Origin of the sequence: Anabaena sp. CCY 9910, from assembly GCF_963920875.1 — a bacterium.
Classification (GTDB): Bacteria; Cyanobacteriota; Cyanobacteriia; order Cyanobacteriales; family Nostocaceae; genus Trichormus; species Trichormus variabilis.
Genome location: NZ_CAWUDJ010000058.1, coordinates 1 through 18,583 on the forward strand (window position 1 = coordinate 1; position 18,583 = coordinate 18,583).

The 18,583-nt window shown below is 40.1% G+C and carries 13 protein-coding genes; 10 read left to right on the top strand and 3 right to left on the bottom strand.

The genetic code is table 11. The annotated features are described in order from the left end of the window. From ACM5QX_RS26570 to ACM5QX_RS26615, 10 genes are all read left to right on the top strand, one after another. Positions 1-1,951 (top strand): FG-GAP-like repeat-containing protein (locus ACM5QX_RS26570; protein WP_414756249.1); only part of this gene is annotated, 1,951 nt, incomplete at its 5' end. A 247-nt stretch (positions 1,952-2,198) separates the two neighbouring features. Further along, a complete protein-coding gene (locus tag ACM5QX_RS26575; RefSeq protein ID WP_414756250.1) occupies positions 2,199-3,317 on the top strand; it encodes a phosphotransferase enzyme family protein in 1,119 nt (372 codons plus the stop codon). Then, a complete protein-coding gene (locus ACM5QX_RS26580) occupies positions 3,314-3,853 on the top strand; it encodes a DOMON-like domain-containing protein (protein WP_414756251.1) in 540 nt (179 codons plus the stop codon). Before ACM5QX_RS26575 ends, ACM5QX_RS26580 begins: the two co-directional genes overlap by 4 nt. 567 nt (positions 3,854-4,420) lie before the next feature. After that, positions 4,421-6,652, top strand: coding sequence for a hypothetical protein (locus ACM5QX_RS26585; RefSeq protein WP_414756252.1), 2,232 nt, complete (start codon positions 4,421-4,423; stop codon positions 6,650-6,652). 195 nt (positions 6,653-6,847) lie between these two features. Next, the gene (locus tag ACM5QX_RS26590; protein ID WP_414756253.1) at positions 6,848-7,948 is read left to right on the top strand and encodes a glycosyltransferase family 4 protein; all 1,101 of its coding nucleotides are present in this window, start codon (positions 6,848-6,850) and stop codon (positions 7,946-7,948) included. A 542-nt stretch (positions 7,949-8,490) separates the two neighbouring features. Next, complete coding sequence (locus tag ACM5QX_RS26595) at positions 8,491-9,321, top strand: helix-turn-helix domain-containing protein (RefSeq protein WP_414756254.1); 831 nt, start codon at positions 8,491-8,493, stop codon at positions 9,319-9,321. A gap of 329 nt (positions 9,322-9,650) precedes the next feature. Beyond that, positions 9,651-11,027 carry a cache domain-containing protein gene (locus tag ACM5QX_RS26600; protein WP_414756255.1) on the top strand — a complete coding sequence of 459 codons (1,377 nt, stop codon included), beginning with the start codon at positions 9,651-9,653 and terminating at the stop codon, positions 11,025-11,027. A gap of 50 nt (positions 11,028-11,077) precedes the next feature. Continuing rightward, positions 11,078-11,866, top strand: a complete 789-nt coding sequence (locus tag ACM5QX_RS26605; RefSeq protein ID WP_414756256.1) for a MinD/ParA family ATP-binding protein — start codon at positions 11,078-11,080, stop codon at positions 11,864-11,866. 7 nt (positions 11,867-11,873) lie between these two features. Beyond that, positions 11,874-13,031, top strand: a complete 1,158-nt coding sequence (locus ACM5QX_RS26610; protein ID WP_414756257.1) for a DUF7005 family protein — start codon at positions 11,874-11,876, stop codon at positions 13,029-13,031. A 68-nt stretch (positions 13,032-13,099) separates the two neighbouring features. Then, complete coding sequence (locus tag ACM5QX_RS26615) at positions 13,100-14,194, top strand: cyclic nucleotide-binding domain-containing protein (protein ID WP_414756258.1); 1,095 nt, start codon at positions 13,100-13,102, stop codon at positions 14,192-14,194. A 112-nt stretch (positions 14,195-14,306) separates the two neighbouring features. Here ACM5QX_RS26615 and ACM5QX_RS26620 read toward each other — a convergent pair whose 3' ends face one another. The 3 genes from ACM5QX_RS26620 to ACM5QX_RS26630 form a co-directional block, all read right to left on the bottom strand. Continuing rightward, complete coding sequence (locus ACM5QX_RS26620; protein WP_414756259.1) at positions 14,307-16,277, bottom strand: RiPP maturation radical SAM C-methyltransferase; 1,971 nt, start codon at positions 16,275-16,277, stop codon at positions 14,307-14,309. 60 nt (positions 16,278-16,337) lie between these two features. Further along, positions 16,338-17,843, bottom strand: coding sequence for a radical SAM family RiPP maturation amino acid epimerase (locus ACM5QX_RS26625; RefSeq protein ID WP_414756260.1), 1,506 nt, complete (start codon positions 17,841-17,843; stop codon positions 16,338-16,340). Positions 17,844-18,022: 179 nt separating this feature from the next. After that, positions 18,023-18,361, bottom strand: a complete 339-nt coding sequence (locus ACM5QX_RS26630; protein WP_414756261.1) for an NHLP leader peptide family RiPP precursor — start codon at positions 18,359-18,361, stop codon at positions 18,023-18,025. Positions 18,362-18,583: the final 222 nt, after the last annotated feature.

Consider the following 18,583-nt stretch of genomic DNA (forward strand, 5'->3'; position numbering starts at 1 on the left):
ACTACTAGGACAAGGTAATGGCAGCTTTGGTGCCGCCACTAACTTTAACGTTGGTTCTAGTCCTTTTTCAGTAACAGTGGGAGACTTCAATGATGATGGGTTACAGGATTTAGCTGTTGCTAACGAAGGTGGTAACAACGTCAGTGTACTACTAGGACAAGGTAATGGCAGCTTTGGTGCCGCCACTAACTTTAACGTTGGTGTTGATCCAATATCAGTAACAGTGGGAGACTTCAATGGTGATGGGTTGCAGGACTTAGCTGTTGCTAACTTTAGCAGTAACAACATCAGTGTACTACTAGGACAAGGTAATGGCAGCTTTGGTGCCGCCACTAACTTTACCGTTGGTACTAATCCTGGATCAGTAACAGTAGGAGATTTTGATGGTAATGGGGTGCAGGACTTAGCTGTTGCTAACGTTAACAGTGACAACGTCAGTGTACTGTTAAATACTACTAATTTTTCTTCTCCCCCCACGGTCGCCAACCCCATCACCAACCAAACAACAACCACAGGCACAGCCTTCAACTTCCAAATCCCTGCTAACACCTTTGCCGACCCAGGCGACACCCTCACCTACACAGCCACCCTCGGCAACGGCAACCCCCTACCCAGTTGGTTATCATTCAATCCCACCACAGGCACATTTACAGGCAACCCCACCCGTAATCAAATAGGTAGCCTCAGCATCAAAGTTACCGCTACAGACACCACAGACCTGAGCATTGAGACCACATTTAATCTCTCAATTGGTCTACCAGACAACATCATTAACGGTAACGGAAGCAACAATACATTTATTGCCACCGCCGCCAGAGACGTATTTACTGGTGACGCTGGCTACGATAACATCATTACCAGCTTTGCCAACCTCCAACAAAATGACTCATTCAACGGCGGAGATGGCAGAGATGCCATCCTCATTCAAGGTGGTGCAAACACCGACACCATCACCTTTAATTTAACTAACCCCAACAACCAACTAGCCAGCATCCCTGGCACAACCATCACCAATATAGAAACCTTCGACCTGAGAACATTTGCCGGCACAGTCATTTTTACAGGTGGTAGTGGTAACGATGCAGTCTATGGTGGCGCTGGTGATGATAACCTGACTGGTGGCGCTGGTGATGATCACCTCGACGGTGGTGCTGGTAATGATAACCTCAACGGCGGCGATGGTAATGATGTACTTGTGGGTGGTAGTGGTACAAACACCCTGACTGGTGGTGCTGGTAATGACCGCTATTACATAGATAACGCCAACGATTCAATCATAGAAGAAGCTATCAATGGCGGTAGAGATGAGGTTTTTGCCACAGTCAGCTACACTTTAGCGGATAACGTCGAGGCTCTCACCCTCAGAGGTACTGCCACACAAGGTACGGGAAATAGCAGCAACAATAACATTAAAGGTAATAATGCTAACAACATTCTGTCTGGTGGAGATGGCAATGACAATCTGACAGGTAATGCTGGCAATGATGAGTTGTTTGGTGGTAACGGCAATGATACCCTCAATGGCGGTGCTGGCGATGATAAGTTGATTGGTGGCGCTGGTAGCGATAGGCTATTTGGTGGTGCTGGTAACGATGACTTTGTGTTCGGTCTGACTGGTAACGCCTTTAATAGTGTTGATTTTGGCATCGATACCATTGCAGATTTTGCCTTAGGAGATGCCATCGTCTTAGATAAAACAAGTTTTATTAACCTTACTAGTGCGGTTGGTGATGGTTTTAGTGCTGTTAGTGAGTTTGCCAGTGTAAATAATGATACTTTAGTTGCCACTAGCAATGCGTTGATTGTTTACAGTTTGGGTAGTGGTCGCTTGTTCTACAACGAAAATGGTAGTGCTGCGGGTTTGGGTTCTGGCGCTCACTTTGCTACTCTCTCCGGCGCTCCTGTTCTGGCTAGTAGTGATTTTGCCATTTTCTCTGATCCGGGGACGTAAATACTTAGTGCGATCGCCCTTGCTGTTTCCTCAGGTGCGATCGCTTTGAGCTAAATTAAGACAAGCGGTCTTTCCTTATCTATGTTCTCTGGGCAAGCTCCGCGAAATGCCTCTTGCTCTCTGCCTTTCCTGATAAAATAGAAAACAAAGCCAGCAACACTTTTATACAGATGAGGCGTAAAACTTGAGTTACTATGTCTCCTAATTGCCATTGTGCAGTTTTTGTGGGGAGTAGTAAAAGTTAAATATGACAGAAGTTATCAGCACGCAGTCTGTAGTAGATTTAGCTGCCATTGCCGAAAAATTCGCGTTTCCAGGTACAGTCACAAATGTTCAAGCATTTGGTAGTGGCAATATCAACGATACTTTTTTAGTAACTGTTGATTCCTTAGAAGCACAGCATTTTATTCTGCAACGGATAAACACTCTGGTGTTTCGTCAACCAGAACTGATTATGCAGAATATGCGTATCTTCAGTGATCATGTTTATCAACGTCTACAATACGCACCCCCAAACCGTCGTTGGGAAGTTCCGCGCGTACTTTCCACCAAGGATAATCACGATTATTGCACAGATACTCAGGGGAATTTCTGGCGAGCGATTAGCTTTATTTCTGGGTCGCAGTCTTTTGACACTATGCAGGATTTAGCACAAGCCCAAGAAATCGGTTATGCCTTGGGGATGTTTCACAACTTAATCAGCGACTTATCACCAGAAAAACTGGCTGATACTTTGGTAGGCTTTCATATTACGCCGCTTTACTTGCGTCACTATGAACAGGTTTTGGCAACAGCTAAACCGCAACCATCCCCAGAATTAGATTATTGCTTGCAATTTGTGAGCGATCGCCAAACTTCTGCATATATCTTAGAAAATGCTAAAGCTGCGGGTGAGTTGCCGTTACGTTTGATGCACGGCGATCCTAAAATTAACAATATCATGTTTGATACTGTTACTCACAAAGCCGTTAGTGTTATCGACCTCGACACGGTGAAACCCGGTCTAGTACATTATGACATTGGTGATTGTTTGCGATCGGGCTGTAACCCTGCTGGGGAAGAAACAGAACATTGGGAAAGCGTTGCTTTTGACACTGATTTATGTCAAGGAATTTTACAAGGTTATCTGTCGGTAGCAAAGGATTTTCTCACCGAGAACGATTACGCATATATGTATGATGCTATACGCCTCATCGCCTTTGAATTAGGACTGAGATTCTTTGCTGACTATTTAGCGGGGAATGTTTACTTTAAAATTAAGTACCCAGAACATAATTTAGCCAGGGCGCTTGTGCAATTTAAACTAACCGAAAGTATCGAATCTCAAGAAATTAAGATTCGTAAAATTATTCAAGATATAAAATGAGTCACCAAATATTTTCTCTACAACCATTTCCCTCTGAAGAATCTTTAGTTGATCTCAAAATTGCTGGTAATATTAGCCGCCATAATAATCAACTCACAATTAATTATCAACTCGTTGGTGAATTAGCACCAGTTGAGATTCCCTCGCCTATAGACACACCAGCAAGAAAACATGAACTATGGCAAGATACCTGTTTTGAGTTCTTTATTGGTATTAAAGATTCTCAACAATATTGGGAATTCAACCTTTCTCCCTCTCGCAATTGGAATATATACCGCTTTCATGGATATCGCCAAGGAATGCAGGAAGAAACAGCTTTTACTTCCCTACCTTTTAGTGTTGAAAATCAATCAGATAGTTTGGAACTTTCGTTGAATGTCGATTTAGAAAAAATTATTTCTCCTGAACAACTTATTGATGTCGCAATTACTACAGTTATTAAACAAAAGGATGGCAAGATAACTTACTGGGCTTTAGTGCATCCAGGTGAAAAAGCTGACTTTCATATCAGGGACAGTTTTATAATTAGATTATGAGATGTAGTGTGCGTCAGTCCGAGGAAACCTAGCTGCACCAAGAAATCATTCATATTGACGCACCCTACTAATACCAATTCAAAATTAAGCTAGTAGGGTGGGCAATGCCCACTGTATCTAGGTTTTGGTGGGCATTGCCCACCCTACGAAATAATAGGTTTTTTAGCTTGATAATTTTAGTAATACGCAAGTGGCGCAAGATATAAGTCAGAGAGGTATTGCATTTATCAGTAAATATTAATCCATGATTATTGTGATTGATGGAAATAAAAAATAATTATGTGATTTTAATGAATTTTTCGTGAAATCAAAAAAAATAATCTTAAATATTTGCTATACATAACTGAAAGATTCAGCCATAAAACAACGGGTTCTCTACAAATTACTAAGGAAATTTCATATTTTGCTGATAGAACATTAAGCTTCAAGTAAAAATCATTTACATATATGTTCATCAGAGTCTATTGGAGTCCGTTGTAGTAATTAGCCATGATACACCGAAAATCCAAGTAGGTGATTTATGTTGCTACATAACACATCGTACTAATTCAAAATCTGCATAATTTTATGGAAAAAAAATTAGCTCCACAGTTTAACAATTTTTACCAAAGCTGTAGTCGGTATTTCCAAAAACTGTCTCGTAATCAAAACTTTCGAGGCTTGAAAATATATCTTTTGATACTTACTATAGCTATGGTGATAATTATTAATCCCATAGGCAATTATATGCCTTGGATTGTAAATATACTACCAACAACTACTGAGAAAATCACTCATAAATCATCTGCACAGTTAACGGATAAACAATCCCAGAAAACCTCAAATAAAGCAGCCTATAAAACCTCTTGGATAGGTAACACTTTTAGTGGTAAAAAGTGGGTACAAATTCAAATGGCGGGGATGTATGTTGCTCCCAATGGCACAGTTTATGTCAACAGTCATTGGGATGAAGCTGGTAGAGAAGTAGGTATTTATAAAGACGGCGATGTAATTGGTAAAGCTGATGACTTACATGGCTGGGGAAGGTTGGGAGGTAAAGCAATTACAGCCAATCAAAAGTACCTCTATGTAGCTATGCAGCAATCCCATGAAGGGAAACCAGAGGATGATTACCCACCAAAGGGAACCACTTGGTACAATGTCCGACGCTATGACTTATCTGGAAAACCTGCGCCCTTTGCTGGGGGGCGTGGTTGGGATAAAAGTATGGTCATTGTCAATAGTAAAAGTGAAGTTACTGGATTAGCGACTAAAGACAAAGAGTTATATGTAAGTGATCCTGCTAGCGATCGCCTCCGCGTTTACAATACAGATACCATGCAGGAACTACGCAGCTTTAGCGTTCCTGATCCTGGTGCGATCGCCGTTGATCAGCAAAATAACTTATGGGTTGTGCAGAATAAGAAAATAGTCCGATATTCGCCCCAAGGTAAGCAATTAGCCCAACAAATCACTGATGTTGCTAACCCAAGTGCGATCGCCTTTGATCCTCAAGGTAGATTACTAGTAGCCGACAACGGAAAACGTCAGCAAGTACTCATTTATAACGTCACTAATAAACCAAAACAGGTTGGTACTTTCGGTGACAAAGGCGGTATTTATGGCGGTACTTCTGGGGAAGTCAAAGACGGGAAACTTTATGGTATTACCGGAGTCGGCACAGATAAAAGCGGCAATATCTACATCAGTAATCATGGTTTTAACAGTACTGGTGCTGACTTGAGAAAATTCTCGTCATCGGGAAAACTCCAATGGCGCTTACTCGGTTTGCAATTCATAGATAATGCCGATGCTGATCCTGACAGCGATGGTAGAGATGTGTTCACCAAAAACGAACACTTTGTCATGGACTACAGCAAAAACAACGGCAAGGAATGGACATATAAAGCATATACCTTAGATAAGTTCCGCTACCCAGATGATGGAAGACTCCACACCACACCCACATCAGCCTTCGTTCGGCGCTTGGGTGGAAAACGCCTACTCTACCTCTCCTCAGAAATGATGGCAGAACGGCTGTTAATCTACCGTTTTGATGGTGAGATAGCTGTTCCCTGCGGCATTTTTGGCAAAAACCATCTTAGTTGGCCTCCTAACCAACCAAAAGACGGTAGCTGGTTATGGCGGGATGTTAATGGTGATGGTTCCATCCAAAACAACGAATACAAAACCTTGGGTGAAGAAGATGGTTCTGTCTGGGGTTGGGAAATAGACAGCAAAGGAGATATCTGGCAAGCGGCCGAAGCTGGCTACATCAAACATTATCCCTATCAAAAATTAGATAATCATGGCTGTCCCATTTATGGACAAGCTGTTGGGGGCAGAATACCCATGCCAGCACCTTTCAAAACTTTGACAAGAATCAAATATTTCCCCAAACAAGATGTGATGTATCTTGGAGGCTACACCCATGAACATCCCAACCTTGATGGTGATTGGGGGTTAGTTGGCACAGAAATAGTCCGTTATGACAACTGGAGTAAAAAAAGAAATCTCCGGTGGCGGATAGTGCTTCCTTATAATCATCAAACAGACCCCAAATTACATATTAAATCAATCGACGTGGCAGGAGACAGAGTTTTTGCCGTTGCTAGTAAAAAAGCAGAGGTTTATGTCTATAAAGCTACAACAGGGGAAGCATTGCCAATGTTAACACCAGGCGCAGAAGTAGGAGGCGAAAGCGGCTGGATTGATATCCCCTACGGCATTCGTGCTTTTCGTCGCGCCAATGGTGAGTATTTAGTATTTGTGGAAGAGAACGCTAAAGGAAAGGTGATGATGTATCGATTACCTGGGTAAATTAACCAGATATAGCTGGGGACTGGGTGAAAAGTCTTGTTGTGTCTAGGTTGTATCATCTATTGATGTCCTAACACTACTAGCGACAGCTATAGATCCTCGACTTCTTCAAGAAGTCGGGGATCTGAAAGAACTTCCGGATAATTGCCAATAACTAGAGATTTATTTTTTGTAATTAGAATCAAAATTATTTTTATGCGTATACTACATATTTTGAATCACGTCCGTGAAATAGGTAATGGTATCGTTAACGTCGCTGTAGATTTAGCTTGTCTGCAAGCCAAAAATAATCATGATGTAGCTGTAGCATCTGCTGGCGGAGAATATGAAACATTACTGGCTGAATATGGTGTTAAACACTTTGAGTTAAACCAAAGCCGCACACCCCTAAATTTAATTCATGCGGCTAGGAATTATCGAGCAATTATCCGAGACTTCCAACCGGATATTGTCCATGCTCATATGATGACGGGAGTGGTGCTAGGAAGATGTCTCAAAGCTGATTCTGAGTATGCTTTGGTGGCGACAGTACACAATGAATTTCAACGCAGTGCAGTACTCATGGGATTAGCAGATCGGGTAATTGCGGTGAGTCATGCTGTCGCTAAATCAATGGCTAGACGTGGCATTCCTGAGCATAAATTGCGGGTAATATCCAATGGCACATTAGGCAGCGTCCGTACTCGTAATATTCAAGATTACTCACCAGTAGAATTACAACGACCAGCGATCGCCACTGTAGCAGGAATGTATCAACGTAAAGGCATTGGTGAGTTAATCGCGGCTTTTGCACAAATTGCCCAAGATTTCCCCCAAGCTCATCTTTATCTCGTTGGAGAAGGCCCTGAAAGGCAGATTTTTGAGGAAAAAGCCCAAGCTACAGGTTTGAGTGATACACGCATTCATTTTGTCGGTTTTCAACCAGAACCGCAACGCTACTTATTAGCCGCAGATATATTTGTACTTGCTTCTCACCGTGATCCTTCTCCCCTAGTAATTCCAGAAGCCCGTGAAGCCGGCTGTGCTATTGTCGCTACCAATGTAGATGGCATTCCAGAAGCATTAGATAATGGCAAGGCTGGTGTTTTGGTTCCCCCAAAAGATAGCTCTGCTTTGGCAGATGCCCTAGCAAAATTACTTAGCCAACCTCATCTGCTCAAGCATTGGCAAGACCAAGCACAACAAAATTTAGAATTGCTGACAGTTGGGCGTGTGAATCAACAAACTTTAGCAGTTTATGCCGAGGTTAAAATAGGATTTAGAAACGTAATTTGCCATACCCTAAAAAAAAGCTAGTATGTTTTGCGGGGTTGTCAGATACTCCCAGTGGGTAGCTGATTTATGTTGCTCTGTAACAGTCTCAGCACCCATAACCTCTAATCTTTTTCTCTCTCAATTTTCAATGCACCAAAGTAGAAAACTGTGTATATACTTTGATGAATCTTTTTAGCATGATTATTAAATTTAATCTTTGCTATTAGTAGGAATTGACTGAAAATATAAACTTTTATAGACAATAATCAATTAAATTTTACCTGGCTGTAGGTGTCATTTATCAGCTGATAGTTTTTCTTGATTGGGTCTGATGCTTTCCTTGTAGGAAGCTGCACAACATCTTTGCTCCCAAGGAAAACGCTACATGAATGCCGCTAACTGCTAAAGGTATCTCTATTCCTTAGAGAGTGAAGATTTTTAACGTTTATTATTTAGTAAATTTAATTACTAAAATGTAATCTAATAGATACATATATTCACGTAAAACCCTGAATTCTACAGTTAAATAACCTTAAGGCTAATTAGATTCACTTAGAAATTCAGTAATTACAGTGAGTAGAACTATGGTTTTTGACAGCTGTATTTCCGAGCAACATACTTATCAAGTTACACAGCAGCTAGAAAAAGAGTTGCGCCTTACTAATTTGCTGATGGATTGTGTCACAGATGCGGTGTTCTGGGTAAAACCAAACGCCAGGATTTTATATGTTAATGATGCTGCGTGTAGTTTAGTAGGCTACTCCCGTGAAGAATTGCTTTGTATGAGTATTCAATACCTAAACTTAGAATTTCTGATGGAAGTTTGGTTACAGCACTGGGAAACTATTAAACAAAAAGGGTCTTTATATTTTGAATCTCTGTATAAGACTCAAGCAGGTTTAAATTTACCTGTCCAAACTACTGTTACCTATATGGAAGAAGATGGTAGGGAATACGGTTGCATCTCCATCCGTGAGATTAAAAAACGTCAACCAGAGTCATTTCAGTTCCAACAAAATCCCACATTAGATATTGTTGAAACTAGAAAATCATCAGAACCTTGTAAATCAATATTTCCCCCTGGCTCTCAGCTAAATCAGGTCTTTAAATTTATTGAGTCTAACTACAACCAATCCATTGGCTTACGTGATGTAGCCCAAGCAGTTGGTTACTCACCAGCTTATTTAACTGATCTAGTGCGGCGGCATACAGGAGAAACGGTAAATCATTGGATTATTAAGCGACGGATGGTAGCCGCACGAACATTACTTCTAGAAACTGACCAATGTGTGAATCAAATTGCTGAAGCTGTGGGCTATCAACACGAAGGTCATTTCTTTCGTCAGTTTCGCCAGTACCATGACACTACGCCCCATGCTTGGCGGAAAATGCAGCGTCAGGTGGCAACATCATAATAGAGACGAAAAAATTGCGAGTCCGACAAAAAGATTGTGCATTGTTTTCAAATCTCGTTTCTTCTAACCTGCTAAATATCTATAGGACTTACGCATGAAAACGAAAGATCAAGGGTTTGGACAAGGGTGTAGGGGTATAGGGGTACAGGGGTATAAATGTTTGAAACCCTTACACCCTTACACCCTTACACCCGGTCTCAACAGACAAACTGGATGCGTAAGTCCTAATCTATTAGTCTCCCTTTTTATCAGACTGTTTTAGAGGTGATGATGATCAACGAAAAAGCTTTTTCTCGTTGATCATCATCAAACTTGTCCGCATTGTAAAAATGAAGAATTTCCGGCGGTTATTTTATCCACCTGCCTGGCCAATCGCTGCCAAAATTTCGGTGGCCTTGGTCTGTGCTGTGCTAGTACCGATGATTTTTACAGCTTACTACAACCTACAACAAAGTTTAAACAGTGTAGAAGCTGGTGAATATCACAAACTAGAACTGCTAGCTAGTAGCAGCGCCAGTCGTCTTGACCAATTAATTATTGATTATCATCGGGTAGTTGCTCAAATTAGTAGCGATCGCCATGTAGTAGATTTTCTCTCAGCTACCACACCAGAAAACAGCAAAGCCCAAGGATCTAACCTGCAACAGACCATCCAAAACGTCCTCCGTTCCCATCCCAACTTGGATGTTGTGTTACTGATGGATAAAAATGGTCGATGTCTGGCTGCAACAGACTCTCAATTTATTGGTGAAAACTATTCCCACATCCAAGGTAACTTTTATGGGTCTAGTACTTTACTTGGTGAAGCCAGTCAAAATCCGGGTATGTTCTTTTCCCAGCCTGTGCGATCGCCTCATGGGGAAATTATCGGACTGACCGTCATCAAGATTCGCCAAGCAGATATCTGGGTAATTATCAATGCTTTGCAACTATTAGGCTCCCAGAATTACGTCTTTGTGATTGATCAACAAGGAACTATTATCAGTCATCCTGATCCGTCTGTGGTTAACCATAGCCCAAATATTCCTGAGTTAGGGGTGATGGTAAAAGCTAAACAACCAGGTCACGCCACCTATCACCTACCACAATCCCACATCTCCCAAATAGTCGGCTTTGCACCCTTGGCTACCCAACCTTGGGTATTGGGAGTTAGCCAACCCAAAGCAGAGTTTACCGCGCCCTTGCATCGTCTGATTTGGCTCAATAGCAGTAGCGTGGTGATTGTCGGCGGAATTACCGCTATTATTGCTTTGCTGTCAGGGTTGAGTATTTCCCGCCCGATTCACGCCCTCACCGCCGCCGCCCAAGCATTGGAAAACGATAATTTTGATGCTGACGTAGTTGAGTTACACCAGAGTTTGGCGGAATTAGGTCATAGAGAAGATGATATCGGGCAATTAGTGCGAGTTTTTTCAGAAATGGCCGAAGAAGTCAGGTTACGCGATCAACGGCTGAAAATGCAGGTTCAGGAACTACGGATTGAGATTGATCAAACCAAAAGAGCCAACCATGTAGCCGAAATCACCGAAAACGAACACTTTCGACATCTACAACAAACAATTCAAAAACTCAAACAACAGGAAATAACCACTCATGAAACTGAAAAAGAGTACTACCAGCGATTGCAAACTCAAGTGCAATCTTTAAAAGAGCGATCGCTTAACAGTAAAAATCAACCCTTAACAGAGCCAACAGAACATACATAACCACTATATTAATTTTCCAATTACCAATCACCAATTACCAAATATAATTTATGTCCCAAATCATCGCTATTCACTCATTCCGTGGCGGAACCGGTAAATCCAATATCATTGCCAATATAGGAGCTACTATGGCACTAAAAGGGCAACGTGTAGGCATAATCGACACTGATATCCAATCACCAGGGATTCATATTATTTTCGGTCTCAAAGAAGAAAAAATTCGACTAACCCTCAATGACTATCTATGGAAACGCTGTGATATTCAAGATACCGCCTACGATGTTACCGATACATTAATTGCCGAGTCAGGAAATACAGATAAAATTAGGGGTAGCCTTTATCTAATTCCCTCCAGTATTAAAGCTGCGGAAATCGCTAGAATTTTGCGTGAAGGATATGATGTAGTCCGACTGCATGATGGCTTTCAAGAAATTATTAGTAGTTTAAAATTAGATTATCTTTTAATTGATACTCATCCTGGTTTAAATGAAGAAACTTTGATTTCCATTGGTATTGCTAATACTTTACTAATTATCCTCCGTCCAGATAATCAAGATTTCCAAGGAACAGCAGTAACAGTAGACGTAGCGCGGAAATTGAAAGCAGCAAGAATTCTTTTAGTCCTCAATAAAGCTTTAGCATCCTTTAATTTTACTGATTTGCAACAACAGCTAGAGCAAATCTATGATGTCCCAGTAGTAGGAATTTTGCCCTTGGCAGAAGATATGGTACAACTGGCGAGTAAAGGTCTTTTTTGTCTACGTTATCCTCAACATCCCATCACTCAAACAATACAAGAGATTACTGATCAGCTTGCTGGTTTAGTGGTAAGTCATTAGTAGCAATATGAACCTTAAACAATCATTGCGTACTCAAGTTTTGACTGACTTTGGAGCAACATCTTCTGAGATTGAAGAACTATTGATATACAACCAAAATGTTTTTACTCATAATACATTAACCTCCCCAATTGAGTTTCCCTTACCTCCAGAACCACACATAAAAGCTTGGGAAGAATACGCATCTGGAGCCAAAATATTAGGCGTGTTTGCAGTACTTAAACAAAAACTTGTACAGTTACAATTTCCCATCCAAAAAGGTATCTCTCAAACACAAGCATATCAAAATGCCACTCGTAAAGGTGCGTCAACAAATGGAATGGTAGAAGCAAGTGGTTTAGTCTTGCAGCAACCACAAAAACTACAATTAATTCTCCATCAAAGTTTGGCTGGAACTATTCCAGTATTACTAACTGAGAGCCGAGAAGATTTTATATCTTTAGTACAAGCATTAACAATGCGAAATGAACCCCAAACAGTTCCTATATCAATGGGAGCTTGTATTGTTCGCGGGTTCAACAATTGGGATAGAATTCGTCAGTATCGCCAAAAATGGGAAGCAGCAAATTTTGGTAATTGTGGTGAAAATAACTGGAAAATAGAGTTTCAAAAAATCATTCCCCAGAAAACACTTTATCAAGATAAATTTATTATTTTAAGTAATAGTCTCTATAGTAATATTCCTGCTAAAGATATAGGCATTTCTGAATCTGAATGGCAGCAATTATCTATCAAAATTCGCCTGGAACATGAATGTACTCACTACTTGACACATCGCTTATTTAATTCCATGCGAAACAATATATTCGATGAGCTAATTGCTGACTATAGAGGCATTGTAGCTGCTAGTGGCAATTATTATTCTAATTGGTTTTTGCAGTTTTTAGGATTAGAGTCATTTCCCAACTATCGAGAAGGAGGTAGACTACAAAACTATCGTGGTCAGCCACCACTTTCTGATAGAGCCTTTGCAATTTTACAAGGATTAGTTAAAGCAGCCGCCGAAAATTTGCAGCAATTTCATATTAAATATGTAGAAAATAACACAAGCCTTAATAATCAACCATTAATCTTAATTGCATTGTGTTATTTAACTTTAGAGGAATTAGCTACTCCAGAGGCTTCCTCTCGTATCCATAACATCTTACATAAACTACCAATCTAGATATATTTCCGCGCCTCTGTGGTTTTCATCTCCTTCTAACAATTTACCAAACACAGGGTAATTAACCTATGACTGAAATTCTACTGAAAGAGTTAACTAAAAGTGATATTGATTGGATGATTACTACAGGTCATCAAAAAGAATTAGCATCTGGTACTATTCTTATTCAAGAAAGAAGAAGTACTGAGTTTTTTCATATTTTATTAGATGGTACATTTAGCGTCGCTCTCTCCCAACCAGAAAATAATCCTCTAACTCGTGCATTCGCAGCTATTGAAGGTGAAGAAATTTCAGGTAGAGAGATTGGGAGATTATTTAGAGGTGAGATAGTCGGAGAAAGTTTTTTGATTGGGACACGTCCACCAGCCACTACCATTACATCTGTAGAAAAGTCCCTGGTGATATCAATCCCAATCAGAGAATTAGCGGCGAAATTACAGCAAGATGTGGGTTTTGCGGCGCGTTTTTATCGAGCGATCGCCATCATTATTTCCGATAGAATACAAGATACCATCCGTCAACTTGGTCGTCGTAACCTAGCACAAAGTCAACATTTACGAGATGTGCTGTTTATCCTGGGAGAATTGCACGATAGTGACATAGATTGGATGATGGCTTCTGGTACTCCCCAAAAAATCCCAGCTAATACCATACTCATTCACGAACAAGGAACTGTAGACGCACTGTATATTCTCCTCGATGGAAAAATGTCCTTGTCTATTTCCCCAGATGAACAGAATCCTTTAGCGCGTGCTTTTGCAGCTATTGAGGGTCATGAAATTCCTGGTAGAGAGATAGCCAAATTATCCAAAGGTGAAATCATCGGAGAAACACCCTTTATTGATGGTAGTTTACCCCCTACAACTGTTAAAGCAATTGAAGATTCTGTAGTTTTAGCGATTCCCCGTCAGCAACTAGCCGCAAAATTGCAGCAAGATGTGGGATTTGCATCCCGATTTTATCGGGTAATTGCTAGTTTGCTTGATCAAAGATTACAACCAATGGTGAGTCAGCTTGGCTATGGTAGGCGAGTTTATAGCCGGGGTGAATCTTTACATGAAGGGCTAGAGTATGACGATGAATTAGATATTAACACTTTAGATAGAATGGCGATCGCTGGTAAAAGATTTGATTGGATGTTGGAAAAATTAAAAGTAAGTTAGGTAATTTTTCCATTGCTCCTATGTTTAACCGTAAAATTAAGAATACCAGCGATCGCCACTAAAAATAACTTAGTGAATCGCTGGGTAAAAAATTAAATTATGGATTGGAAAATTACATCCAAAGGGTAGCCCACGCAGGACGAGGAGATTCTAATTTTTTTGTATTATTCCGAATAAAACCAATGATGTCTACATATCCTGAGGGAGATTCGATATCCTTATATTGCCTGGGGTACGGGGTAGAAGCTGTCACGGCTAGACTCAACATCTTACCGTTTATTTGCAGCAAAATCTTGTATGATTGCAGCTCATTTACCACTGGTTGAATTTCGTTCCAAGAAACATCAAGTTTGTAACTTGTATGCAGAGTCTCCAACAGTTCTGTCTCTGTTACGGCACGATCACAGGCAGTATAGACTTGATATGCTAGTCCTTGCAGATTTATCTCATTATTCATGGCACATGGTCTAGTATCAATTATTCTGATCTGCTCACCATTATCTTCCGCGATTTTTAAACTCGGAGGATTTGGAGAATTAAACATTTCTGTCCACTGATTGACCCATTCTGCTAGTGCTTGATGCTCTGGAAGTACTTTTTTGCCAGCCTGATGACTATGATCCTCAAAATAGTATGCCAAATCAGCCATCGCTTCTGGCGAAATTGGGTAAATATATGAATAAGCTTTATGAGGTAAAAGTTCTAACCCATAATTGGTTGGTTGATTATGATAGAGGCTAAAGCGATCGTATCGGATCGATGCTACACCGGACGGTGGTTGCAAATGCACAATCCAAGGAAGCCATTGAAGTAGCTCAGAGTACCATTCCGCAGACTCTCCAGGAGCGCCAACAAGGAAATTCCACAACACAATCAGACCAAATTCATAAGCCCACTTGAGTAGTTGAATATTAATTACAGTTGAATTGCCTTTATTCAGTAACTTCAAGGCCAGGTCGTGCATACTTTCTATTCCTGGCTGAATTAGCCTCACACCAGCATCCCTCAGCTGTTGTAGTTGTTGGCGCTTCAAGTTAGCCTTCGTTTCATAAAAAATCGTATACGGTTCTTTTAATTGCGCAAATATGGGAAGAACTGTATTAATGTGATTCATACTCAAAATATTATCGACGACTTGGAACTTTCTCAAGTCATATCGCTGTGACAATTGCAGAAATTCTTCCACCACCCGATTTGAGGATTTTGACCGATAGGTGAGTCCCGCACCATTTAGTCCACAGAATGTGCAATGGTTTTTTTGTCCCCACCAACAACCTCGTGAGGTTTCAATAGGTAAACCAGGAGTTATATATGGAGAAAGCTTGGAGATATTGAGAGTTTGAAAGTAATCGTCGTAATCAGGAGTTGGTACTTGATCTAAATCATGTATGGACGCTCTAGGCGCTTCTTGTGCAAGTATATTCATGCTCCGATGAGCTGGGCCAATAACACCGTAAGGAAGTTCTGCTACATCAACCTCACGACCTTTGTCTAGTAGCTTACGACACAGCTTGGAAAACAGATCATCCCCTTCTCCTGAAGCTACAAAATCCACCCAAGGAAATTCCCTATGAGTGGTAACTCCCATTGATCCCTCACAGTTAGCACCACCTATGAGCGTGATAACATCTTGGTTGAGTTCTTTAATTCTGCGGAGTAGAGCCAGTGATGCACTGTGCTGTTGGAACATAGAACTACAGCTAACAATCCGAGGCTGTAAATCTAAAATAGACTGTGCTACACGCTCAATAAAAGCCTTAGCTTGATTACGAACTAACCAAAGCGCCTGAGTTTTGGTAGGGTTTCTTTGGGCAGTGAGTATACTGAGATATTCCGAGTGGTCAGGCTGAAAATCGGGAAATGCTACCCCTGAGAATGTCCATTCCCCCATTAATAGGTGAGGAGAACTTTCACTAATTTCTGCATACTTGTAGAGACCGATTTCCTCAGCAAAAGAAATATTAGGATAGAGAGCGATCGCTTGAATACCTTTTTGTGTCAAGCAAGACTTCAATATCCCTAAAGCAATAGACGGCCTTTCGATCGCAGCATAGGGCATCGATACTAGACATACATCAACCATGATACATTCCTTCAAAAACAGCCCTCGTCCGACATCTACTTTTAGTCAAAAGCAAGATATTTATGATTCATCATCTAACACGCCCTCTCTAAACATTAAATTTAAAGAATCAAAAATATGAATTGATGGAATACCATAAATATTGAAGGATGCAGCAATTTCTGCGGCGGTCTTATCTCCCTTATCAATCATTTTCCCTAACTGTTGAATAAACGGAGCATTACCAAATTTGTGCTTTTTATATTTAGTTGAGACTTGAAATCCATCTGACAAGTTTTCGTACTTCAAGTCTGGACGAAATCTGATCAGATCATTTGGTCTAATAGTTAGAGCCATATGTCGCTCAATCATTCCTGTTAATAGTATTTTTAACTCATCAATATTCTCAAAATTACCTTCTTCATAAACTCGATAACCTAAAGGCCATCGCTCATCTGCGTTCCAGGGAGTAATCAGTTTGACGTGGCGTTTTACCATATTAAAAAGAAACCCACTAACACAGGAACTAGTTCCTTGGAATGAGTCTTCAGGCTTTTCTGGATTTTTAATTTCTGGATTTTTATATATATTTTTCTGATTATATTCACGCGCTCGACCAGAGTTAGACTTGATACTTTTAGATTCTGGATTTTGCAGTACTAATTCAACAAAAGCTAACTCTTCTGGGCTGAACTCCTGATGAACGCGATCTAACATTTTTAAAGATAGAATTGAGAATCGATTAATAACAATTCCATTTTGAAGTGAGAGCTTTAATAGTGCGCGTGTACGTCTAGGATCTTTTAAGGATAGAGCTGTTGTAGTTTGAGGAAAAATTCCCAAGACATCATGAAAATCCTGGCAGAATTTTTCATAATCTGGATTATCAAGCGGATCTGTTGCCCAGTAACAAAATCCCGCTTTAGCGGCCTGTCCCTGTATACTTTTTAGTAACTCTAGCACTCCATGCCATAGTTTTGCATTTTCCTGATTGTAGGCAAAAATATCTTCGAGACGTGGCGCAGAAATAGCACAAAACCAGCACCCTACAGAGCAACCTATACTCAGTTCAAAAGCTGTAGTTACGTGCAGCAATTTGTCATGCACTAACTTAGGCATTTGACTCAAAGTTCGAGCAATTTGTCTCTCCCTCCAGGCATGAAAACGGGGTTCAAGACTAGAGGAAGCAAGTTCTAATATATTGGTACTAAAATTTAATTCTTGGTAAAAATTTTGATTAATATTTGAATTGACAGGAATGGATTTTTTATTATTATCATAATTTGTGTTTATTTGATGTAATAACGCCTGAACATCATCATGATCAATTTGTAACTTATAATCAGTTATAGTTTGATGTGGATATGTTGAAAACTGTTGCTGAAAACCTGGATCTGCATTCCATCTTTCGTAAAATCGTTTGATATTACTTACTTTAGTTAAATATCTCTCCAACTCCAAATCTAATAAACTTCCACTGACAACTAAATCTGCAATTTTTGTTTTTTTAAAAAAGTCTTTCAATTGAATAGTATCTATAATTGGATTTTCATCCTCTTTAAAGCTAGAATTATGAAGTTGTATCATTTTATAAATCTCTCATTTTAATTTAAGCAATGAAGGGCTGCGAACATAACTAATTCTCTAATGCACAAGCAAAAAAAGAATCTTAGTGAACCACAATATATTCTATTTGAAGCTCACTAAGATAGAATTTATATCTCCCAGTATTAGAGATTAAAAGTTACTGCGCTTAAGTAATCTCTTTAATTAGAAGCTGCGAGAAAGACACTGACAAAAACGCTAACGAAAACACCACCGGCGATCGCTTCCAAAGATTCTTCAGTCAATTCACCTTCAAGGGTCACAGGAGCAGGATTCTTGGGAAGAATAAGTTTAATACTACCTGGCGTTTCCTCAATGATTTCAATGTCAAAACTATCAGGAACTTCGTGTCCACTCTCACGAGCATAAACAGCCTTGGGATTAGTAAGTAACTCTTGTCTAAAAGCTTCATCTTCCCATGCTTTGATAATTAGGCCGCGCTCAAATTCTGAACGTTTAGCAAGAGCCTCAGATATTGCTTGTTTAATTTCCGGATTCATGCTTAAAACTCTCAAGTAAAGCTAACAGCACAAAGTATATTACTGTTGTTTTTTTAGCTACAATGCACTTTTTTTAGCTAACACTCACGTTTTTCAGGTTTCTATAAAACTAAAAAATTGTTAGTTTTATAGAAAAATCGTGCATTGTTAATAAATATTAGATGCTTTTAAGTTAAAAATAAAAAGTGAATCCTTGCTCAACTGACTTAACGTAACTAAAGT